This is a genomic window from Saccharibacillus sp. O23, assembly GCF_002205895.1.
Classification (GTDB): Bacteria; Bacillota; Bacilli; order Paenibacillales; family Paenibacillaceae; genus Saccharibacillus.
The window spans coordinates 335,379-356,547 of the sequence record NZ_NJDE01000003.1 but is presented as its reverse complement, the minus strand read 5'-3'; the positions used below and the strand labels follow the sequence as shown (position 1 = coordinate 356,547).

Sequence of the window (21,169 nt, the reverse complement as noted above, 5' to 3'; positions counted from 1 at the left end):
GCGCTACTCGCCGTCCTCGCGCAGCGCGTCTTCCATCTTGCGCAGTTTGCGGTAGATCGCCGATCGGTCGACGCCCAGACGTTTGGCGGCTTCGGCGGCATTCCCGCCGCACTCGGCCAGCATCCGCTGGATGAACCGTCCTTCGGCGATCGCCGAGAAGTCTTTGAGCGTCGCCGCCCGTTCGCGATTGCGGGCGATGAAATGATCCAGCGCGAAAGCGTCCGCGATCCCGTCTTCGTCCGAACGTTCCGGCGCCGGGCCGCTGCCCGTCAGCACCAGTCGTTCGATATAGTTGCGCAGCTCGCGCGCGTTGCCGTGCCACGGCTGATCGAGGATGCGTTTGAACTCGTCCGCGCCCAGCACGTAACGTTTGCCGTAAGCGGCATTGAAATGCGCGATAAAGTTCGACGCCAAGCCGACCAGATCGGGCTTGCGGCTGCGAAGCGGCGGGATATGGATCGGGATGACGTTGATCCGATAGTAGAGATCTTCGCGAAACTGACCCTGCTGCACCATGCTCCACAGATCGCGGTTGGTCGCGCAGATCACGCGGCAGCAGACGGGAATCGGTTCCGTGCCGCCGATCCGGCGCAGTTCGCTGCTCTCGAGCACGTGCAGCAGTTTCGCCTGCATATCGAGCGGCATCTCCGCGATCTCGTCGAGAAACAGCACGCCGCCCGCGGCCAGCTCGACCAGCCCTTTTTTGCCGTCCGCGGCTTCGACCGATCTCGCTTCGCGTCCGAACAGCTCGTATTCGAACGATTCCGCCGGAATCGCCGCGCAGTTGACCGGGATGAACGGGCCGTTCCATCTGGCGCTTTTGCGGTGGATGTACTTGGCGACGACTTCTTTGCCGGTACCGGATTCGCCGAGAATCAGCACCTTGCTGTCGTAAGACGCGATCTGGTTGCAGACCTGCATGATCTGTTTCATGGCGAGACTTTCCGCGACGATCCCTGCCGCCGCTTCCGCTTCCGGACGCGGCGTTTTGCGCGTGCGCGCGGAAGGCGAAGGCGGCATCGGCGAAGTCTGTTCGCGCACGGGTTCGCCGGGATAGCTGGTCGAGCTGGTGACGACAAGCTGCACTTCGCCTTCCTGATTCAGAATCGGCGTGGCGCTGGACATGACGTTGAAGCCCTGCACGGTGCGGATCACCATCGAGACTTTCTTTTTCGCGCCGATCGCTTTCATGGTCACCGAATCGCTGTAATACCCGGCTTTGACCAGATCCTGCACGTTATATTTGAGCAGCTCTTCGAGCGGGATGCCGATCGTGAGCGCCGTGAATTCGTTGGAGATGAGGATATTGCCCCAAGCATCCGTGACAAACAGCGTACCGGGCGACTGTCCGTCGATCAAGCCTGCGTATTCGTCGAAGCGGCCGTCGTGGCGGCGGTTCATGAATGATCACCTCGGGTTCGGAATAAAGAGCGGCCGCGGCCGCTTGCTTGAACCATACTTACCATAAAGAGCACGGATCGGTAAAGGAAAAAAGGCCGAACCGTCTTCGCGTAGGGCGTGTCTTCAAAATACAGAAGTGCATCTTTTGCCGCCTTTTCGCCCCCTACTGAATCGCTCCTAAAGCGTGACCGATTCAGCGACGCTGCTTCACTGTTCCTCGACGTGCCCCGGCACGCCTTCGAAAAAGTTCCTTGCATGGAACGAAAATTCTGCAAAATCTGCTTCCATCTGAATTTGAATACACGCCCTAGGAAGTCGGTTCGGCCCGTACGGATCGAGCGTCCGCGTTTGAGGCCGCCGATGCGAACGATCGAAGCCGCGGCCGATTAAGCTTCTACCGGCGTCTTCGCCGCGATCGTCATTCCGCCCAGACGCTGAAGCAGAAGCTGCGCTTCGCCGAACATGCTCACGATCATTTCTTCGACGCTGGTCATCTCGTTGCACAGACCCGCGATCTGTCCGGCCATGACCGAACCGCGGTCCGTGTCGCCTTCGAATACGGCGCGGCGCAGCGAACCCAGACTGATCTTCTCCAGTTCTTCGCGCGAAGCGTGTTCGTTCTCCAGCTTAAGGAATTCGGCGATCATGCTGTTCTTGATGCTGCGTACCGGACCGCCGATGCTGCGGCCGGTGACGGTCGTGCTCGTATCGTCGGCGTCGATCACCGCCTGCTTGAAGTTCTCGTGCGTCGGGCATTCGAACGTGGTCAGGAAGCGCGTACCGACTTGGACGCCCTGCGCGCCGAGCGCGAAAGCCGCCGCGATGCCGCGTCCGTCGGCGATGCCGCCCGCGGCCACGACCGGAATGGAGACGGCGCTGACGACCTGCGGCACGAGCGCCATCGTGGTCGTCTCGCCGACGTGTCCGCCCGCTTCCGTGCCTTCGGCGACGATCGCGTCCACGCCGAGCGCTTCCATCTTCTTGGCGATCTTCACGGACGGGATGACGGCGATGACCTTGATACCGCGTTCTTTGAGCGTCGCCATGTACGGAGCCGGCGTGCCTGCGCCCGTCGTCACGATCTTGACTTCTTCTTCGATGATGACTTGGATCAGTTCGGGAATGTTCGGCATCATCAGCATCAAGTTGACGGCAAAAGGTTTGTTCGTCGCGGCTTTGACTTTGCGGATCTCTTCGCGCAGCACGTCCGCGCTCATGCCGCCGGAGCCGACGATGCCGAGGCCTCCGGCGTTCGAGACGGCGCTGACGAGCGGTTCGCGCGCGATTTGCGCCATAGCGCCTTGGAAGATCGGATATTGGATGCCCAGCAGTTCGGTAATGTTCATGATTGATTCCTCCGATTTTTAAAATAAAGTAGTGAGAAGACTTCGTTTCGAATCAAGCGGCGCGCGTCGGTTCGATCGGAGCCGCCGCCGGCTTTTTCTCCAGCGCTTGGTAGACGAAAGTCAAAGCGAAACCGACCAGCGCGATGACGAGCGCGATATAGAACGCGTTGGTGAACGCGCCGCCGTTGGCCGCGGCTACCGAACCGGCGATCCGGGGGCCGAAGAACGCGGCGCCCGAGTAGCCGATGAACGTGACGCCGTAGTTGACGCCGTAATATTTCATGCCGAATTTCTCGCCGACGATCGAAGGGAAGATGCCCATCGTACCGCCGAAGCAGAGGCCGATGCCGATGATCGCGACCGCGAATCCGGCTACCGAGGAAGACAGCGCGATGGTCAGCATCATCGCCGCGATGACGATGTAGATCGCCATCAAGCATTTGGTACGTCCGATGCGGTCGGATACCGCGCCCCAGACGACGCGTCCGAGACAGTTGCTGAGCGAGTACAAGCTGACGAACAGAGCGGCGGATGCCGCAGTCAGACCGAACATTTTCTGACCGATGACCGAAGCGTTGGCCGTGACCATCATGCCGGAGAGCGCGCCGATCAGGAACAGGCAGGCGATGACGTAGAAGATCGGTTTGCGGATCATTTCGGTCCAGTTATAGTTGACGCCGCCCGGACGTCCGTTCGTGACCGGCGGCGTCCAGCCTTGCGGCGCATATCCGACCGGAGCGACTTTGACGAACAATCCGCAGCCGATGATGACGATCAGGAAAGCGACGCCGAGGATCATCATGGCGGACTGCACGCCCGAACCGCCGATCAGCGCATTGGCGATCGGAGCGACGACGATCGTGCCGCCGCCGTAGCCTGCCGTGATGATGCCGGCGGCGAGACCTCTTTTGTCCGGGAACAGCTTAACGGTGTTGCCGATCGTCGCCGAGTAGACGATCCCTTGACCGATGCCGGTGATGACGCCGTACGTCAGATAGAGCATCCACGGCGCGGTGGCAAGGCCCGACAAGATAAAGCCGATGCCGAACATCGCGCCGCCGAGAAAGATCGCGGTTCGCGCGCCTCCCCGGTCGACGAGCTTGCCGCCGAGAATCATCGGGATCGGCGAGATGGCTCCATTGATAGTGAAGGCCATCATGATCTGCGGCATGGTGGCGTCGAAGACTTTGCTGAGCGGCATGGCGAACACGCTGAACGCGTAGATGGCGCCGACGCAGATATTGATGAACACGCAGGCGATCAGGATCGTCCAGCGGTTAAGCGACGGTTGTTGAAGGGTTGGATTCATGGCTTGTTCTCTCCTCGTTATGGGAAGTTAGCCGACGGTGACCGGCTCGGGTTGAACTTGCGCCGCTTCGCGGCCTTCGATGATGGATTTCAAGCGGCCCCACGATTCGCGGAACATGTCCGGGTCCATCGATTTCAGATCCGGCGCGATCGCCGGCTCGAATTCCATTTGCTCCAAGATGTCGCGTTGAAGATCGACGCCCGGCGCGATCTCGGTCAGCGTCATCACGCCTCCGCGCAGTTCGAATACGGCGCGTTCCGTCACGTAGATGACCGGTTGTCCGACCTTCGCGGCGTAAGAACCGCTGAACGTCACCTGCTGCACGTCTTTGAGGAATTTTTTGGCTTTGCCTTCTTTGACGATATGCAGCTTGCCGTCTTCGACTCGGATCTCCAATCCGCCCGCGGTGAACGTTCCGGCGAAGACCAGTTTCTTGGCCGCCTGCGAGATGTTGATGAAGCCGCCGCAGCCCGCTACGCGAGTGCCGAACTTGCTGACGTTGACGTTGCCGAAGCGGTCGGTCTGCGCCAGGCCCAATACGGAGAGATCGATGCCGCCACCGTCGTAGAAGTCGAACTGCGAATCGTGATCGACGATCGCTTCCGAGTTGTAAGCATGGCCGAAGTCTTTGAGTCCGGCCGGCACGCCGCCGATCGAGCCGGCCTCCGTCGTCAGGATGAGCTGGTCGCTCACGCCTTCTTCGGCGGCCACGGTCGAGACGTTGACGGGGATGCCGACGCCGAGGTTCAAGATCGTGTTCGGCTGAAGCTCGGCCGCGGAGCGGCGGGAGATGACTTTGCGTTCGTCGAGCGGAATGGTCTCGATGCCTTCGAGCGGTACTTTGATCTGACCGGAGAACGCCGGGTTGTACTGCGTGTTCTCGGTCTGGAAATGGTTCTCCGGCTTCGCGATGACCAGATGGTCGATCAGGATGCCCGGAACTTTGACGTCTTTCGGACTCAGCGTGCCGTTCTTGGCGACCGACTCGACCTGCGCGATCACGATGCCGCCCGAGTTGCGGACCGCTTGGGCGATCGGCAGCACTTCCATATGCAGGCCTTCTTTTTCCAACGTCAGATTGCCGTTCTCGTCGGCCACCGTGCCGCGGATCAAGGCGACTTGAATCGGGAAGGTCTTATAGAAGAGCCATTCTTCGCCTTCCAGCTCGATGACCTTGACCAGATCTTCTTTCGAAGACGGCGACATCCGCCCGCCTTCGAGCCGCGGATCGACGAACGTCTCCAGACCGACTTTGGTGATGACGCCGGGACGTTTGGCCGCGATCTCGCGGAACAGCTGCGTGATGACGCCCTGCGGAAGGTTGTACGCTTCGCATTTATCTTCTTCGATCAGCTTCGCCATGCCCGGCGAAGCAATCGCGATCCCGCCGATCCAACGTTTGATCAATCCTTCGTGACCGAGACGGCTCATGCCTTTCTCGCGACGGTTGCCGACGGCGCTGGCGTGGATGACCGTCAGATCGCGCGGCGCGCCGCTCTCCAAGAAACGTTCTTCGATCGCGATCCCCATCTCTTCCGCCCAGCAGGAGAGGCCGAAACCGCTCGCCGCTACCGTATCCCCGTCTTTGATGAGCGCTGCCGCTTCGGCGGCCGTAATGACTTTGGACATATTCACTCACTCCTCTATCGAAATGAAAAGCTGGCGAATCCATGATTTGTGAATTCGTTCACTTTACTCTGCAATATGTTATGTGAAACCTTTCACTTGGAGAATACCGCCGAAAAAAAGCAGCGTCAACGGGGGCGGAGATGTATCGGAAACTTGAAGAAAAGTGTAGCAAAAATGCGATTTTCTACAACGAAGTACGCCTAGGTAAGGTTTTTGACCGTTCCTTAAAACCTAACATATAGCGTATCTGGTTTATTTTTGCCTGCGATAACGTCGGATGACGATCTTTTTCAAGTGTTTTAGGGCCGAAAAGTACGTCTATTCCAGTCGCAAAAAAGCAACAGATTTGCGCAAGGACGTTCGGGTAGGTGCAAGCGGAAGTTGTCCGCATTGACTGACAGGCGCACAGTCGCCGAAAATTGCCTTCTGTCCGATTCGCAAAACATGGCCGCATATACAGGAAAAGCAGGTTTGCGTAAATATGGCGAATCGATGAACAGTATCGGCAAGGCATTTTTACGACAGAATATGAGCTTGATAACAAGCGAAAAAGTGCAAAAAGACGCATACGCCCGATTGCGAGCGTATGCGTCCGTCAGTGTTAGAATATAACTTTCGGTCTAAAGGGTTAGAAATTTTTAATTGAAGCAGATCCCGAATGTCCTGTTCCTACAGACAGCTTCACTTTGTACGAGTAGCCGCTTTTCATGGTGACGCTTTTGGTTTTGCTCAGGCTTGGGCTGGTCACGTTGACTTCGATAAAGCTATTGGGAACCTCTGTCCAGGCTCCTCCGTTGGATTGCAGCAAGACGGCGGAAATGCCCGTGCTTCCAGATTCCATCGTGATCGAATAACTTCCGCTCCGATTTCTTCCGTTGACTTGAGGCGTAGTCGCCTGCCGATTTGACGAATTTTCCGTAATGCCGACGATAAATGGACCCTGCCGATCGGATTGAACAGAAATGGAGCCTCCTGCAGTCGAGCTGGAGACGGGACCATTCGGAAGCGCGGGAGCTTTGACTTCTTCAGCCGCCGCAACGCTAACCGTTCCCAAAAGAGTAGCTGTAGCGAGAATGCTGGCAATTGTTTTTTTCATAACTCTGGCCTTCTTTCTTTTCGATTTCGATAGGTAAGATCGTTTTGTCTTAATCGACTATATAAATTTAAACATATATTCATATTTTAAACATTAATAGATTAAAAAACCTTTTCGATTCGTATATTGAATAAACGTGTGTCAAAGCGAAGAAGTTACGGATTAAACGCAAAAAGCGTCAAAGCGGCGTATAAAACCATCGCTTTGACGCTTTGTTTTTACATAAACTCGAAGAAGTATCGCACCGCATGGAAAAACACGGGCGCCGTGTAGGTGAGACTGTCGATCTGGCTTAAATAACTTTTTTTCAACGTGGCGGCTTTGTCTTCGTCTCCGATCAACAGATCGCGCTTCAGCACGGAGACGGTCAGGCTGCCGAAGAATCCGGCGAACGACAGCAGCACGCCGAACCAGATCGCCGAGGTCGTGCCGAACGGGGTCAGGTACGGAGCGAGCGCGAGCGAAGCGCCGGTCGTGACCAAGAGAGCGCCGACGAACCCTTCCCACGTCAGATAGGCGTTGGCGGTAGGCACGACTTTTTTGCGGCCGACGTAGAGCGAGATCACGGTATGGATCACGTCGTTCACCTGCGTGAGCACGACGAGGTACAGCACCAGCCCGCCTCCGTATTCCGGCGTCGCGAACTGGAAGTAGGCCAGATGGCTGAGACCGAACACCATGAGCATCAATCCCCATTGGGTCGAGCTGACGCTGCGTAGGAAGCCGAACGTGCCTTTGCCCAGCAGTCTCGGAATCGGCAGCACGAGGAACACGTACAGCGGAATGAACACGATGAACATGCCGTACCAGCCGATGTAGATCCAGTAGAATTGCACCGGAATGGCGAGGTAAGCCCAGAGGAACAGCCGCCGGTCGGCTTTGCGCGTGCCGCGAATCATCGAGAAATACTCTTGAAGCGCGAAGAAACACAGGATCATCAGGGAGACGAGCGACACGTTCTTGCTGAACAAAGTGGCGAGCGCGAAGATGAAGAACATGCCCCACCACGACTTCATGCGGGTACCGATCGTGGAATAATCTTTGCCCGGCTGGTTGCGGCTGACGAAGACGTAGACCAGATTCGCGGCGATCAGCACGGTGAGCACGAGCAGCAGAACGACGAATGAGCTGAACAAATCATCACCAACTTAGGGTTGAAATAGCATCCGTGGGAGCTTACGTATGCTATCATATAGGAATCATTCCGATAGGCGCAATACGAATCTCGGCCCGCTGCCCGCACTCCTTTTCGAAGGGAAACGTCATCGAATCCCGCATGGGCCGGTGCGAACCCAGCCGAGCCGGAACCATTCGCCTGTGCGCCGCGCCGAGAGGAGAATTGCAGATGACGGATGCGGAGATGCGCTCCGTATATATTTTGCTTACCAATACGGGAACGCTGTTCACCAGAATGATCCGGGTCTATACGCGCGCGCCGTACAACCATGCGTCGATCGCGTTCGACCGGGAATTGACGGAGCTGTACAGCTTCGGTCGGAAAAATCCGTACAATCCGCTCGACGGCGGTTTCGTTCGGGAAGATATCCGCACGGGCACGTTCAGCCGTTATCCGAACACCACCTGCGTGATCTACGAGCTGAAAGTCAGTCCGCGCGAAGTGGAGAAGATGCGGCGGGTGCTGAACGTGTTTATCCGCAGCCGGGAAAAGTATCTCTACAATATGCTCGGCATCGTCGGCGTGGCGTTCAAAGAACCGGTGGAGTTCAGCAATTCGTATTTCTGTTCGCAGTTCGTGGCGGAGATTCTGTCCCGTTCGGGGATCAAGATCTGGAACAAGCTGCCCGCGCTGGTGACGCCCGACGATTTCCGGCAGAGCGAGCGGATGACGCTGGTGTACGAAGGCGTGCTGCGGGCGTACGAACATTCGGCGGCCGCGGACCGGCAGGAGCCGGCGGCGGAAAGCGTCGAGACGGAGTAACGCCAACGCCCGCATGAAGGCCCCGAGCGATTCGGAAGTTTACACAAAAAAGGAGCGAGTACGTTGAAAATCGGAAGAAACGACCCGTGCTACTGCGGTTCGGGCAAAAAGTACAAAAAATGCTGCATCGATAAAGATCTGCAATTCGTCGATTCCGCGAAGTTCGCCGGATTCAAGCAGGTCGACGCGGACTTCTCGCCTCGCCGTTATTATACGGGCCGCCTCGCGGAACTGAACGGCCGACTGCAAGCGGAAGGACGTTCGGAAACGCTGGATGCCGATCTGATGGATCTGTCCGGCGACCTGCTGGAAGACTTGGAAAGCGGACGGCTGCACGCGTTTACCCGCTACGGCGAAGGCTTCCGTCCGACGGAACGCCGCCTGCTCGAAGCGCTGGCGAACCGGATCTGGAGCGGACTGGTGCTCGGCGGATTCGAGGAGCAGGACGCGCTGCGTCCGCTGCTGGCTTTCGCTTCGGCCGCGCTGGCCGAAGGCATCGGCGAAGAAACGAAGATCGCCGGAGCCGTGCTGACGACGGACGAAACCGGCGGATTGAAAGATTGGAAGCTGACGCCGGCGGCGGAGAACGCGGCTGATTCGGAAAGCGGAGCAAGCGACGGCGAAGAGGCCGGGTTCGAGTTCTTGGTCGAAGCCGGGGCGAGCGGGGCGTAAAAGGCTGCGGGGGAGCTTGGAGCGAGGCGGAGGCGCGGGCGGTGAAAGCCGAGGATAGCTCAGAGCCAGAGGGAATGCGAGCGTTAAAAAGGCGCGAGGTCCTCGAAGCGGGGCCGCTCCCGAATGGCTCGTGGGCTGCGTGGCCGCGGCCGATCTAGCGTTCCGTGCCTCCGCGCCGCGTTTGCGCAGACGCAAGGCTCTGCGCCACTGTCCCGAATGTTGCGAAAATCCATCATTATTAAGCGAAAAGTCGCTTAACACGCAAAAATGTTGCAAGAATCCATTAAAATCGGCTTTTTAGCGTTCGAAAGAACGAAAATCGGCCGAAATGATGGATTTATGCAACATTTTTTGGTTTACGCGCTTGTCCTCGACGAAAATGATGGATTTATGCAGCATTTCCCGGTTTCGCCGTTAGAAGTTAGGAACAGCCGCACGGCGGCGGCAACGGCAACGGTAGCGGGAACGGCATTTCGCGTTCCCGTGCCGACATTCCGTGTTCCGGTGCAGGCTGCCGGTCTTCAAGCCGGAAAATGCACGCTGAACGTCGTCTGCTCGCCGACCGTGCTTTTGACCGAGATGCGGCCTTTGTGCTGCTCCACGATCGACTTCGCGATCGCCAGACCCAAGCCGTGACCGCCCTGCGAGCGGGTGCGGGACTTGTCCGTCCGGTAGAACCGGTCGAACACGCGCGGCAGATGTTCGGCGGCAATGCCTTCGCCGGTATTGCTGACGGCGAGGCGAATCTCGCCGTGCTCGCGCTTCAGCGAGACGTCGATGCGGCCGCGCGGATTCGCGTATTTGATCGCGTTGTCGAGCAGGATCATCGTAACCTGCACGATCTGCTCGCGGCTGCCGACGAGCGACAGCCCCGGCTCGATCTCGTAATCGAGCGACAGGTCTTTCTCGAAGACGACGGCTTCCATCGTCAGCATCACGTTCTCGACCGCGTCGCTGAGATCGAAACGAGCCTGTACCATGCCCGGCCGCGAGTCGTCCATCTCGGTCAGATAGAGCAGATCGCCGGTCAGCTTCGCCATACGTTCGGTCTCCGACTTGATGTAGCGCAGCCATTTCTCCTGGCTGCGAATGCTCTCGTCGCCGTTCGCCAGCAGCACGTCGGCGTTGGTGTTGATGACCGCGAGCGGCGTCTTGAGTTCGTGCGAAGCGTCCGCGATAAACTGCTTCTGCTTATCGAACGCTTCCCTCACCGGGCGGATCGACCGGTTGGCGAAGAAACGGCTGAAGAAGAACAGCACGATCAGCATCGCCACGCCTACGGCCGCGAACGTATAAATCAGCGTCTTCAGAATCTCTTGGCGCGAAGTCGTGTCGATAAACACGTACATGGTGGTGTCGTTATCGGACGGCATCCGCATGAACGTCCAGCGGCTGCCGTCCAGCGTGAAGTCGCCCCGGTTCCGATCCGATTTTTGCGCCAGCGCGAGCGCGGAAGCGTAGAAGTCTTCGGTCAAGCTGCTGAAGCGCGATTGGGTCTCCGTCAGCGCGCCCGAAGCGTCGGTGCGCATCATGAACGAGACCGACCGGTCCGGCGGGCCGTTCTCGCCGAACGCGCCGGTCGGCGGTTTGTCGCTGCCGTCGAACGATCCGTTCGCTCGCGCATCGCCGGCACTGGCCGAACCGGACGATCCTGCCGATCCGGAAGTCTCTCCGGAGCCGCTCTCGTTCGCAGCTTCCGATCCGCCGTTCGGATTCGCCGCGCTGCCCGAACCGCTGCCGGACGAAGAGCTGTCCGTCGAGCCCTCGCCGTTCGCGTTCGTTCCCGCCGCGTTCGAGCTTCCGGCATTCCCCGCATTTCCGCTTCCGCCGCCCTGATGAAAAGGCGGATTCCCGCCGCTTCGATACGTTCCGGCCGTTCGATCGAGGTCCATCCCGATCTCGCCCTGAACCTGCCGGTACGTAATGATGTAGATGCTGGCGAACGCCACCGACATGATCACCACGATGGTCGTCAGATTGACGATCAGAAAACGGTCGCGCAGCTTTTTGAACAAAGGATTCGCCGACGTGCTTGCCGCTCTGTCGCCGCCCATCAGGACTTGTCCTCTTCCAGCACGTAGCCGATCCCCCGAATCGTGGTGATGCGCGTCCGCGAACCGAGGAAGTTCAGCTTTTTGCGCAGAAACGAGATGTACACTTCCACGTTGTTATGCTCCGCTTCCGAATCGAATCCCCACAGCTTCTCGATAATCTGCTCTTTCGACGTGACCGACTGTTTGCGCAGGATCAGCAGTTCCAGCAGTTCGCACTCTTTCGGATTCAGCTTGATCTCTTTGCCGCCTACCGTCAGCTTCGGGTTCGAAGCATTCAATTCCAGATCGCCGTATTTGAGCGCGTCTTCCGGCATCACTTCGCCTTTACGCCGCAGCGCCGCCCGGATTCGCGCCATCAGTTCGTCGGAAGAGAAAGGCTTCGCCACGTAATCGTCGGCCCCGTAATCGAGTCCGGCGATCTTGTCCGGCGTCTCGCCTTTGGCGGTGAGCAGGATAACCGGCACGGACATGCCTTTGCCGCGGATCGTCTTGAGAATGCTGATCCCGTCGCGCCCCGGCAGCATGATATCGAGCAGCAGCAGATCATAGATGTCGCTGAGCGCATAATCCAAGCCGTCTTCGCCGTCATGCACGACGTCGACCGAATAGTTGTTTTTTCTCAAAATTTGAGACAAAGCTTCCGCCAGATGCTGTTCGTCTTCCACGATCAATATTCTCATATCGTCACCCTCTGTTTTTGTTGGAAATCGTCGTCGTTTTGCCTTTGTCCTCATTATATCGGGAAACCCTTTAATCAACCTTAAGGATTCGGGCTATACGGAATCAAGGTTCATGTGTTAAGTTTCCAAATAAAGGGATTCGGGAGGCGCAGGATGAAAAAAGAACCCGTATTAAGCGAAATCGTCATCGAACTGAGCTACTTTCTGTATTTGCTGCGCAGAACGAGGGTGGATTACAACGAGATCGGGTCTCGGCTGCGAACGGTGGTTTCTGCCGAGGTCGCGGATTTTATCAGAAGCAGCGTGAACTTGTTACGGCAAGGCGGCAAGTTTGCGGACTATCGCGTTTTGTTCGAATCGAAGCTGCTGGAGTACGCGCGGAATCCGGATATTCGTGTGGACGAATTGAAAGCTTTGCATTCCAGCATCGCCATTTTGGAAAAGTGTATTCGAAGAGATTGGGACGAATTTATCGAATTTACGCTTCTGCTGTTAAAAAATGAAACGTGGGCGATCGACCGTTCGGGAGCGGGAGGCTCAGAAATCCCTCTTCGGGTCATGCGCGTGCAGCGTTTCCTCAAAGAGAAAGACGAACAGAACGTCACCGTAGAACGGGACGAGTTCGAGCGATATAAGAACGAGGAATGGAATCGGAACCCGTTCATGACGGACGAAGAAATCCAACAAGTGCTGTCCGAAGGTGCGAAAGGAAGAGCGGCGACGCACGAAGAGATGATGCTGATGTCGGAGACGCTGATCGCCGAAAGAGCGAAAAATCCGTCGATCACGCTCAAACAAGTCATGAAGCAGTTGGGCTTGGAAGATATCGGTACGCACATCGACTTCGATTTTGATGAGCCAACTTCATAACTGCATCGCGAAGAGGATCGGCGTGCCGGTTCTCTTTTTTGATGGGCGGATTCCGTCATTTGTAAACGATAAGTAAAATTCGAAGGCCCTCTTTTTACAAAACCCTCGATCTTTAAGATTCGCTAAAGGTTGCCCGCCTAAGATACAGACATGGCAAGGGAACACCGACTAGTACCTTGTCAACACTAAAGGTAGGGATACGCTCCCCTGAATCGCACTTGAAGCGTGTGCGTTTCAGTGAAACGTAAACCTCTGATTAAGAGTTGAAAGGGTACTACCATACAGCGAAAGGAAAGATGAATCATGGCGATCGAAGTCTTCAACCGGTACGAGAGCAAGTATGTGATGGATCATGCGGCTTACGAACGAATCTACGCGGCGCTGCTGGAGTATATGGAGAAAGACGAATACAACAAGAACGAATTCTATTCCATCAGCAATCTGTATTTCGATACTCCGCACGATTCGTTGATCCGTCAGAGCCTCGCGAAACCGAAATACAAGGAGAAACTTCGGCTTCGCGCTTACGGCGTACCGCACGAAGACGCGAAAGTGTATCTGGAGATCAAAAAGAAAGTGTTCGGTCTGGTCAACAAACGCCGTACGGCGCTCAAACTGAACGAAGCGTACGAATTCGTCCGTACCGGACGGCCGCCGGAGCTTCAGCCTTACATGAACGCTCAGGTCGTGGACGAGATCGAATATTTCCTCCGTCTCTACGATCTGGAGCCGAAAGTGTATCTGTCTTACGATCGCAAAGCGCTGTTCGACAAGACCAGCCGCGATCTGCGGATCACCTTCGATACGAATATCCGCTGCCGCCGTTACGACGTGCAGTTGGAACGCGGCGATTACGGCGAGCAGCTCATGGAACCGGGACAATGGCTGATGGAAGTCAAAGCCGAGAAGACCGTGCCGGCTTGGCTGTCCAAGATGCTGTCCGAACACGGTCTGTACCGTACCGGTTTCTCCAAATACGGCAACGAATACAAGAAGCTGGTCAAGAGCCGCCGAGCGCTGACCGAGCTGCAACCGAACCTGACTCTTCATCCGAATCCTCAAGTCGGCGCGCTTCGCGACCTGCCGAACTTCGAACAAGCCAACGAAAAGGAGATTGTGCAATATGCTTGATTCTATCCTCAACAGCGCGACGACGAGTACGACCGACCTGACCCTGACCAACTCGCTGGTGACCATCGGCCTGGCGATCATTCTGGGCGCGATCATCAGCTTGACCTACATGAAAACGAACAAGACCACCTACACGCAGGGTTTCACCTTGACGCTGGTCATTCTCCCGATCGTCGTCGCCGTCATCATCCTCATGATCGGCAGCAACGTGGCCCGCGCGTTCAGCTTGGCCGGGGCGTTCTCGATCATCCGTTTCCGCAGCGCGGCGGGCGATCCCAAAGACATCACGTACGTCCTGTTCACGATGGCGGCCGGTCTGGCCTGCGGCGTCGGTTCGCTCGGCTACGCGGTATTGTTCACCGTGATCCTCTGCGCCCTGATGTTCGCCCTGAGCCGCTTCAAATTCGGTATTCGCAAGTCGCAGCAGAAGACGCTCAAAGTCACCATTCCCGAAAATCTCGGCTACGAAGAAGCGTTCGAAGAAGTATTCGCCAAGTTCGGCGTGCAGCATGAATTGAAAAAGATCCGCACGACGGAACTCGGCAGTCTGTACGAACTCGTCTACTCCGTCACGCTGGACCCGAACGTCAACCAGAAAGCGTTTCTCGATTCGATCCGTACCCGCAACGGCAATCTTGATTTGTCGCTGACGATGGCTCCTCCCGTAACGGCGGAATACTAAGCGTTGACAAGGTCCTGCACGACGATCATTCGAACTCCGGAAGGGAAGAGATCTTAATGAGAAAAAATAAAACGACAAACAAAACGAAATTCAAAATGTACAACAAAATGGCGACCGCCGGGCTGCTGGGCGCGGTGCTGCTGACTTCGGCAGCCGTGCTGCCCGCCGCGGCGGAAGGCTTGACATGGAAAGCTTCGAACGGGTATTTGATCAACGCGGCTTCCTCCGACTCGACGACGACTTCGACTGCTGCGACAGGAACCGCTTCTACCGCTTCAAATCTGACAGCTTCGGATCTGAAAGTCTCCGATCTGGTCACGCTCAAAACCAAAGATTACGCCACCGCTTGGAGCACCGGCACGTACACGACGATCAAACTGAGCGGCGCGTCGGCGTCGGTCAGCGGTTCGGGGGCCAAAGCTTCCGGCAGCACGGTCACGATCTCCAAAGCCGGTACGTACGTGATCAGCGGCAAACTGACGGACGGCCAGATCGTGGTGGATGCAGCCGATACCGACGACGTGCATATCGTACTGCGCGGCGCGACGGTATCGAACGATTCGACTTCGCCTTTCTATGTGAAATCGGCGGATAAAGTGATCGTGACGCTGTCGGCGGGCACGACCAATACGTTTGCCGATGCTGCGGATTATGCGGTAGCGGACGGCGACACCGAACCTGCGACGGATGCGGCGATCTACAGCAAAGCGAATCTGACGATCAACGGGACCGGAGCGCTGAACGTGACAGGCCGCTACCAAGACGGCATCCACAGCAAAGACAATCTGAATATCGTCGGCGGCAAGATCACGGTTAAGGCGGCAGACGACGCGATCGTCGGTAAAGACCGCGTGGTGATCGAAGGCGGCACGTTTAAGGTGACAGCAGGCGGCGATGGGATTAAGTCGAACAACGATAGCAATACGGCAAAAGGCTTCGTCGCGATCTCCGGCGGCAGCTTCGATATCACGGCGGCCAACGACGGCATCCAGGCGGAGACGGCGCTGGTCGTGGACGGCGGAACGTTCACGATCACGACCGGCGGCGGTTACGAAAACGGGCCGGAACATACCGACGAATTCGGCGGTATGGGCGGAGGCGGCTTCGGCGGCCAGATGCCGGAAGGTTGGACGCCGGGCGAGATGCCGAACAACGCGGACGGCACGCCGATGACGTCTCCGACGAACGCGGACGGCACGGCGATGACGCCGCCGACGGGTTCGGCGGCAACCGCGACGGGCGGCAGCACCGCTTCGACGACGGCAAGTGACTCCGCCACGACCGAAGAAACGACAACCGACAGCATGAAGGCGCTCAAGGCCGGTACCGAACTCGTCGTGAACAAAGGCACGTTCACGATCGATTCGGCCGACGATGCCGTGCACAGCAACGGCAACGTCAACATCGCGGGCGGCACGTTCGCCGTGAAGACCGGCGACGACGCTTTCCATGCCGACGCCGTACTGGAACTGTCCGGCGGCAAGATCGCGGTCTCCGACAGCTACGAAGCGCTGGAAGGCTTCGTGATCAACGTCAAGGGCGGCGACATCGACGTCACCGCTTCCGACGACGGCGTGAACGCGTCCGGCGACGATCCGTCCGCCGTGACTGCGACTAACGGCGCGGCCGATGCTGCCGCGAACGCCTCGGCTGCCGCAGGGTCTTCGACGACGGCAAGCCCGTCGCCTTCCACAAGCGGCAGCGCGGCGACTTCGTCCGCCGCCGCAGCGAACGCGTCGACGCAATCCGCTGCGTCGACAAGCGCGGCAGGCAGTTCGTCGGCCGGCGGCACGACAACGGCGCAGACGGACGCGACTTCGTCCGCGTCCCAAGCTCCCGGCAGCACCATGATGCCGGGCGGCATGGGCGGCGGCATGATGGCTGCCAGCAATGCCATGCTGAACATCAGCGGCGGCACGCTGACCGTCAACGCGGGCGGCGACGGTCTGGATTCCAACGGTTCCGTCACGATGACCGGCGGAACGGTCATCGTGAACGGACCGACCGACAACGGCAACGGGCCGCTGGATTACGACGGCACGTTCGCGATCAGCGGCGGCTCTCTGATCGCCGCCGGCAGCTCCGGCATGGCGCAAGCGCCTTCGGCGGCGTCGAGCCAGCGCTCGCTCGGCATCACGTTCGCCCAGACGTTGGCGGCGGGCACGCTGGTACACGTCGAAGACGCGGAGGGCAACGACGTGCTGACCTTCGCTCCGGCGAAGTCGTTCAGTTCGGTCGTCGTCAGCTCTTCCGCGCTGAAAGCGGGAGAGACGTATACCGTCTCGACCGGCGGCGCGTCGACGGGCAGCGTATTCGACGGCCTGTATACCGGCGGCGCGTACAGCGGCGGTACGGCCTATACGACCTTCGCGTTCTCGGCCGACGAAGCGACGACGTGGGTCGACGCCTCGGGCGTGACGACCGCCCCGAGCGGCATGGGCGGATTCGGCGGCGGGATGGGCGGCGACGGCACGACCCGCGGCCCGCGGGGGACGCAGTCGACGAGCACGTCCGGTACGACGACAAGCGCGGAGTGATTTCGGAGGCTGCGCTCCGAGAGCGGCTTGGCCACAGGAGGAAGAGGAACGCCGACTATGAGACAAATTCGTTGGTGTAGGTTTCTTTCCGAAATGGCTTTCTCCGTCGTCTCGCTGCTAGCCGCGTCTAGCCTTCTCGACACTTCATTTCGAGGCCCTTTCCCTTATCGGGAAAGGGTCTCTTTTTACAAGCTGCCGCTCCGAAGTTGCACCATATACAACATAAAGCACACGAATAGCCCTTTTTACCGAGTGAAGCTGCACTTTTTACAACATTCCGGCCTACAATCCGCTCGGAAACGTACCGTTCGCCTCAACATGTTGCAGAAACTGCAAGATCGACGCACCAACACGCGTTTTATAAGCATCAGGTTGTAAAAAGTGCAAGATGGCTTCTTCTTCCGTGCGACCGGATTGTCGATCGGCCGTACCGCTACTAACAGACCCCGGTCGTGAAGCGAGGCCCGAGCCATCAACTCGACCTGCCGAAGAACGCCTACCGCTCTCGACAGTTTGTTCGGCATCGAATTTTTAATGTTGCAAATACAACAAAAATCTATTATATTTCGAAGAAGATCACGGACCGCGCGGCAGACGCGTCCCGAACAAACGAGGTGAACGAAGCATGACGGAAATTCTGCGGGAGATCGGCATGATCGCGAGAGCGCTCGATTCGATCAGCAATATCGAGTTCAAAGCGCATGAGCTGACGAAAGGGCAGTATCTGTATCTGGTGCGGATCTGCGAGCATCCCGGCATCATTCAAGAGAAGCTGGCCGAGATGATCAAGGTGGACCGGACGACGGCGGCAAGGGCGATCCAGAAGCTCGAACAGAACGGTTTTATCGAGAAAAAAGACGACGAGCTCAACCGCAAGATCAAGAAGCTGTTCCCGACCGCCAAAGGCGAAGAAACGTATCCGCTGATCAAACGGGAGAACGACCATTCCGAAAACGTGGCATTGGCGGGGCTGTCGGATCGCGAAGCGAAGACGGCGCTCGAACTGCTGCGGAAGATTCGCGCGAACGTCGAAGTCGATTGGGAGTTCGTCAAAAAAGGCGGCAAACGCGAATACGGAGGACAATAATGACGACTACGATTCGAATCGCGACGATCGAAGACTTGCAGACGCTGCGGGAGATCGGCATCGAGACGTTTGGCGACACGTTCGCCGCTCAGAACAAGCCGGAAAATATGCAGGTTTATCTGGAAAAAGCATTCGACGAACAGCGGTTGGCGAACGAGCTGAATCGTCTTGGTTCGACTTTTTACCTGCTTGAAGAAGGCGGCGAACCGGCCGGTTTTCTGAAGCTGAACGTCGGGGAAGCGCAGTCCGAACCGATGGGCGACGAGGCGCTGGAGATCGAACGGATCTATATTCGCCGCGCGTTCAAACGCCGTGGATTCGGCCGGAAGCTGATCGATCTGGCGCAGGCAGCGGCCGAAGAGCAGGGCAAAAGCAAGCTTTGGCTGGGCGTCTGGGAGAAAAACGCGGACGCGGCGGCTTTCTACGAGCGGTTGGGCTTTTTGCGCGAAGGCGAGCATTCCTTCTTCATGGGCGACGAAGAACAGACCGATTGGATCATGGTTCGCCGTTTGCGCTGTGGTAGAATCGAAGAAAGCTATAGCAAACAAGACGGATCGGCCAAAGAGGAGGACTTTCGGTGAATGTAATGCGGCTTCGTCGCGGTCAGATTTTCTCCGCCATCGTGCTGCTCTATTTGTTCGTGCGCCTGATGCCCGACACGACCTCGGAACGCTGGGCCGCGGGCCTGTTGGGCGTGCTGGTGATCGGCGGTCTGGCGGCCGCGCCTCTGATTCGGGGAAATCTGCGTCTGGGTCTGCTGCTGGGCGGACTCTATGCGTGCTCGGCCGGGTATTGGCTGCTGTTCGGTCAAGATACGACGCTGCTCATGATCCTGCAGGGCTTCTTGATCAGTTATACCGCTCTGCTGATGGTCGAGCCGGCATCCGCTTTGCTGGCGATCGGCATCTTCCTGACCACTTTCGTGCTGCGGATCGGGCATGAAGAAGCTTCATGGGAAAGCCTGCTGCGTCAAGATTTGTTTATGTACGCGGGCATGTACGCGCTGCTGCGGACGTTCCGCATCAATCGGACCAAACGTCTGGAAGAGCAGCGGCATACCGAAGAACTTCGGATCGTGCATGCGGAATTGGCCGAGACGCATGCCAGTCTTCAACGGGCGCACGAAGAACTGGAACGCGCGACGATGCAGTCGCTTCGCTACGCGGTATTGGAAGAACGCGGCCGGATCGCCAGAGATATTCACGACAGTATCGGGCATCGGCTAACTTCGGTGATCGTGCAGCTTCAAGCGCTGCCTTACGTGCTCAAGAGCGACCCGGCGGAATCGGAACAGATCGTGCGCACGGTGTTGGACGTGGCGCGCTCCTGCTTGCAGGAAGTGCGCGTCGTCGTGCACAACATGGAAGCCGACGGCAGCGGCGCGGGGCTCATCTCGCTGCGCAGTCTCGTGCAGCAGACGGCTTCGACGCCAGGCGTTCCGCAGATTGAACTCGACATGGAAGAAAGGGCGGGCCACGAAGAATGGCCGCCGGGCGTCGCGGCCGCGCTCTATCGCTGCCTGCAGGAGGCGCTCACCAACACGATTCGCCATGCGAATGCACGGAAGGTCGAGATTCGGGTCAAACAGAACGCTTCCGAAGTTCTGCTGAACTATCGCGACGACGGCGTGCTGACGCCCGGCGAACCGATTCGGGAAGGCTTCGGGCTGGGCGGCATCCGCAAGCGATGCCAGGGCGCGGGCGGAAGCTGCGAGATCGCGGCGAGGAAGCCGCACGGCATCGCGATCGATATCACGCTGCCGCTGACGGATTCGAAAAAGGAGGCCGAATATGAGCAAGGATGAGAGAGACGCAAATCCGGACGGCCGGGCGAAAATTCTGCTCGTGGACGACCAGCCGCTCGTGCGGCAGGGCATGAAATACATCGTCGGGGCGCAGCCGGATCTGGTGGTGGCCGGAGAAGCGGGCAGCGGCCCGGAAGCGGTGGAAGCGGCGCTGGACAAGCGGCCGGACCTGATCTTGATGGACGTGCAGATGCCGCAGTTCAACGGCATCGAAGCGGCGCGGCGGATTCTGGCGAAGCTGCCGGATTGCAAGATCGTGATCCTGACGACGTTCGATACGGAAGAATACGTCTTCGAAGGCATCCGCGCGGGGGCGATCGGGTATCTGCTTAAGGACACCGAGCCGGAAGAGCTGTTGGCCGCCGTTCGCGCCGCGCTGCGCGGCGAAGTGATCTTCCGCACCGCGCTGGCCGCGAAGCTGATCGGGCAGGCGCTTCAGCGTCAAGCGGAAGAAGCGGCGCGGGCCGCGGCAGACAATCCGGCGGCTTCGGCGGAAGCGGAGCGGTCCGGTCCCGACGGCCGCGAACGGACGGGCGGCGCGACAAACGAAGCCCCGGCGCTGCTTCAGCCTTTTACCGCGCGGGAAATCGAAGTGCTTCAGCAGATGGCGTACGGCCTGCGCAACGAAGAGATCGCCGCGAAGCTGTTCGTCAGCGAGAGTACGGTGAAGACGCATGTGCATCGCATTCTGCAGAAGTTTGACGTGCAGGACCGGACGCAGGCCGTCGTGTACGCGATTCGCAGCGGGATGGTCGAGTAAGCGATAAGCGAAGACGAGGTACGTCGAGCAGGGAAGAACAGCCGAAGTACGGAGCGAGGATCGGCCGAGGGCCGGTCCTTTTTGCGTGCGTGCAAGCAGGTATGCGATCCGCTCCGTACCTGTGGATGACGTGCGGCAGAAAGATATTCACAGTGTGGATAACGTACGGAAC

General features: G+C 58.2%; 18 protein-coding genes. 10 read left to right on the top strand and 8 right to left on the bottom strand.

The genetic code is table 11. The annotated features are described in order from the left end of the window. Positions 1-3: 3 nt before the first annotated feature. From CDO73_RS05570 to CDO73_RS05545, 6 genes are all read right to left on the bottom strand, one after another. Positions 4-1,401: a sigma-54 interaction domain-containing protein gene (locus CDO73_RS05570; RefSeq protein ID WP_088487506.1), complete on the bottom strand. Its 1,398-nt coding sequence runs from the start codon at positions 1,399-1,401 to the stop codon at positions 4-6. Positions 1,402-1,787: 386 nt separating this feature from the next. Beyond that, positions 1,788-2,747, bottom strand: coding sequence for a DUF561 domain-containing protein (locus tag CDO73_RS05565; protein ID WP_088487505.1), 960 nt, complete (start codon positions 2,745-2,747; stop codon positions 1,788-1,790). A 52-nt stretch (positions 2,748-2,799) separates the two neighbouring features. Beyond that, a complete protein-coding gene (locus CDO73_RS05560) occupies positions 2,800-4,056 on the bottom strand; it encodes an L-lactate MFS transporter (RefSeq protein ID WP_088487504.1) in 1,257 nt (418 codons plus the stop codon). A 27-nt stretch (positions 4,057-4,083) separates the two neighbouring features. Beyond that, on the bottom strand, positions 4,084-5,685 hold the full coding sequence (locus tag CDO73_RS05555; RefSeq protein WP_088487503.1) for an acyl CoA:acetate/3-ketoacid CoA transferase: 1,602 nt from the start codon (positions 5,683-5,685) through the stop codon (positions 4,084-4,086). Positions 5,686-6,313: 628 nt separating this feature from the next. Then, complete coding sequence (locus CDO73_RS05550) at positions 6,314-6,781, bottom strand: hypothetical protein (RefSeq protein WP_088487502.1); 468 nt, start codon at positions 6,779-6,781, stop codon at positions 6,314-6,316. A gap of 218 nt (positions 6,782-6,999) precedes the next feature. Next, positions 7,000-7,917 carry a phosphatidate cytidylyltransferase gene (locus tag CDO73_RS05545; protein ID WP_088487501.1) on the bottom strand — a complete coding sequence of 306 codons (918 nt, stop codon included), beginning with the start codon at positions 7,915-7,917 and terminating at the stop codon, positions 7,000-7,002. A gap of 209 nt (positions 7,918-8,126) precedes the next feature. On the opposite strand from CDO73_RS05545, the gene CDO73_RS05540 reads away from it, so the two are divergent. Further along, a complete protein-coding gene (locus CDO73_RS05540; protein ID WP_088487500.1) occupies positions 8,127-8,720 on the top strand; it encodes a hypothetical protein in 594 nt (197 codons plus the stop codon). A gap of 63 nt (positions 8,721-8,783) precedes the next feature. Next, positions 8,784-9,392 (top strand): SEC-C metal-binding domain-containing protein, encoded by a 609-nt coding sequence (locus CDO73_RS27130; protein ID WP_088487499.1) that lies wholly within the window; start codon positions 8,784-8,786, stop codon positions 9,390-9,392. Between the two features lie 521 nt (positions 9,393-9,913). Here CDO73_RS27130 and CDO73_RS05530 read toward each other — a convergent pair. Together CDO73_RS05530 and CDO73_RS05525 are read right to left on the bottom strand one after the other, a co-directional pair. Further along, complete coding sequence (locus CDO73_RS05530; protein WP_088487498.1) at positions 9,914-11,446, bottom strand: sensor histidine kinase; 1,533 nt, start codon at positions 11,444-11,446, stop codon at positions 9,914-9,916. Further along, a complete protein-coding gene (locus CDO73_RS05525) occupies positions 11,446-12,126 on the bottom strand; it encodes a response regulator transcription factor (protein ID WP_088487497.1) in 681 nt (226 codons plus the stop codon). The genes CDO73_RS05530 and CDO73_RS05525 overlap by 1 nt, the downstream gene beginning before the upstream one ends. Positions 12,127-12,279: 153 nt before the next feature. Between CDO73_RS05525 and CDO73_RS05520 the strand changes: the two genes are divergently transcribed. The 8 genes from CDO73_RS05520 (at position 12,280) to CDO73_RS05485 (ending at position 20,997) form a co-directional block, all read left to right on the top strand. Then, a complete protein-coding gene (locus tag CDO73_RS05520) occupies positions 12,280-12,996 on the top strand; it encodes a hypothetical protein (RefSeq protein WP_088487496.1) in 717 nt (238 codons plus the stop codon). A 303-nt stretch (positions 12,997-13,299) separates the two neighbouring features. After that, positions 13,300-14,127, top strand: a complete 828-nt coding sequence (locus CDO73_RS05515) for a polyphosphate polymerase domain-containing protein (RefSeq protein ID WP_256972574.1) — start codon at positions 13,300-13,302, stop codon at positions 14,125-14,127. Further along, a complete protein-coding gene (locus tag CDO73_RS05510; RefSeq protein ID WP_088487495.1) occupies positions 14,120-14,809 on the top strand; it encodes a DUF4956 domain-containing protein in 690 nt (229 codons plus the stop codon). Before CDO73_RS05515 ends, CDO73_RS05510 begins: the two co-directional genes overlap by 8 nt. 56 nt (positions 14,810-14,865) lie before the next feature. After that, positions 14,866-17,346 carry a carbohydrate-binding domain-containing protein gene (locus tag CDO73_RS05505; RefSeq protein ID WP_088487494.1) on the top strand — a complete coding sequence of 827 codons (2,481 nt, stop codon included), beginning with the start codon at positions 14,866-14,868 and terminating at the stop codon, positions 17,344-17,346. 625 nt (positions 17,347-17,971) lie between these two features. Continuing rightward, positions 17,972-18,433, top strand: coding sequence for a MarR family winged helix-turn-helix transcriptional regulator (locus CDO73_RS05500; RefSeq protein ID WP_088487493.1), 462 nt, complete (start codon positions 17,972-17,974; stop codon positions 18,431-18,433). Beyond that, positions 18,433-19,014, top strand: coding sequence for a GNAT family N-acetyltransferase (locus CDO73_RS05495; protein ID WP_088487492.1), 582 nt, complete (start codon positions 18,433-18,435; stop codon positions 19,012-19,014). Before CDO73_RS05500 ends, CDO73_RS05495 begins: the two co-directional genes overlap by 1 nt. A 5-nt stretch (positions 19,015-19,019) precedes the next feature. Then, on the top strand, positions 19,020-20,237 hold the full coding sequence (locus CDO73_RS05490; RefSeq protein WP_088487491.1) for a sensor histidine kinase: 1,218 nt from the start codon (positions 19,020-19,022) through the stop codon (positions 20,235-20,237). Further along, positions 20,224-20,997 (top strand): response regulator, encoded by a 774-nt coding sequence (locus CDO73_RS05485; RefSeq protein WP_088487490.1) that lies wholly within the window; start codon positions 20,224-20,226, stop codon positions 20,995-20,997. The genes CDO73_RS05490 and CDO73_RS05485 overlap by 14 nt, the downstream gene beginning before the upstream one ends. Positions 20,998-21,169 lie beyond the last annotated feature (172 nt).

Excerpts from the sequence above, each read along its gene's own strand:
- CDO73_RS05540 (WP_088487500.1), top strand. The coding sequence starts at position 8,127 with ATGACGGATGCGGAGATGCGCTCCGTATATATTTTGCTTACCAATACG.
- CDO73_RS05495 (WP_088487492.1), top strand. The coding sequence starts at position 18,433 with ATGACGACTACGATTCGAATCGCGACGATCGAAGACTTGCAGACGCTG.
- CDO73_RS05560 (WP_088487504.1), bottom strand. The coding sequence starts at position 4,056 with ATGAATCCAACCCTTCAACAACCGTCGCTTAACCGCTGGACGATCCTG.
- CDO73_RS05515 (WP_256972574.1), top strand. The coding sequence starts at position 13,300 with ATGGCGATCGAAGTCTTCAACCGGTACGAGAGCAAGTATGTGATGGAT.
- CDO73_RS05520 (WP_088487496.1), top strand. The coding sequence starts at position 12,280 with ATGAAAAAAGAACCCGTATTAAGCGAAATCGTCATCGAACTGAGCTAC.
- CDO73_RS05550 (WP_088487502.1), bottom strand. The coding sequence starts at position 6,781 with ATGAAAAAAACAATTGCCAGCATTCTCGCTACAGCTACTCTTTTGGGA.
- CDO73_RS05490 (WP_088487491.1), top strand. The coding sequence starts at position 19,020 with ATGCGGCTTCGTCGCGGTCAGATTTTCTCCGCCATCGTGCTGCTCTAT.
- CDO73_RS05555 (WP_088487503.1), bottom strand. The coding sequence starts at position 5,685 with ATGTCCAAAGTCATTACGGCCGCCGAAGCGGCAGCGCTCATCAAAGAC.
- CDO73_RS05525 (WP_088487497.1), bottom strand. The coding sequence starts at position 12,126 with ATGAGAATATTGATCGTGGAAGACGAACAGCATCTGGCGGAAGCTTTG.
- CDO73_RS05565 (WP_088487505.1), bottom strand. The coding sequence starts at position 2,747 with ATGAACATTACCGAACTGCTGGGCATCCAATATCCGATCTTCCAAGGC.
- CDO73_RS05485 (WP_088487490.1), top strand. The coding sequence starts at position 20,224 with ATGAGCAAGGATGAGAGAGACGCAAATCCGGACGGCCGGGCGAAAATT.
- CDO73_RS05505 (WP_088487494.1), top strand. The coding sequence starts at position 14,866 with ATGAGAAAAAATAAAACGACAAACAAAACGAAATTCAAAATGTACAAC.
- CDO73_RS05500 (WP_088487493.1), top strand. The coding sequence starts at position 17,972 with ATGACGGAAATTCTGCGGGAGATCGGCATGATCGCGAGAGCGCTCGAT.
- CDO73_RS05510 (WP_088487495.1), top strand. The coding sequence starts at position 14,120 with ATGCTTGATTCTATCCTCAACAGCGCGACGACGAGTACGACCGACCTG.
- CDO73_RS05570 (WP_088487506.1), bottom strand. The coding sequence starts at position 1,401 with ATGAACCGCCGCCACGACGGCCGCTTCGACGAATACGCAGGCTTGATC.
- CDO73_RS05530 (WP_088487498.1), bottom strand. The coding sequence starts at position 11,446 with ATGGGCGGCGACAGAGCGGCAAGCACGTCGGCGAATCCTTTGTTCAAA.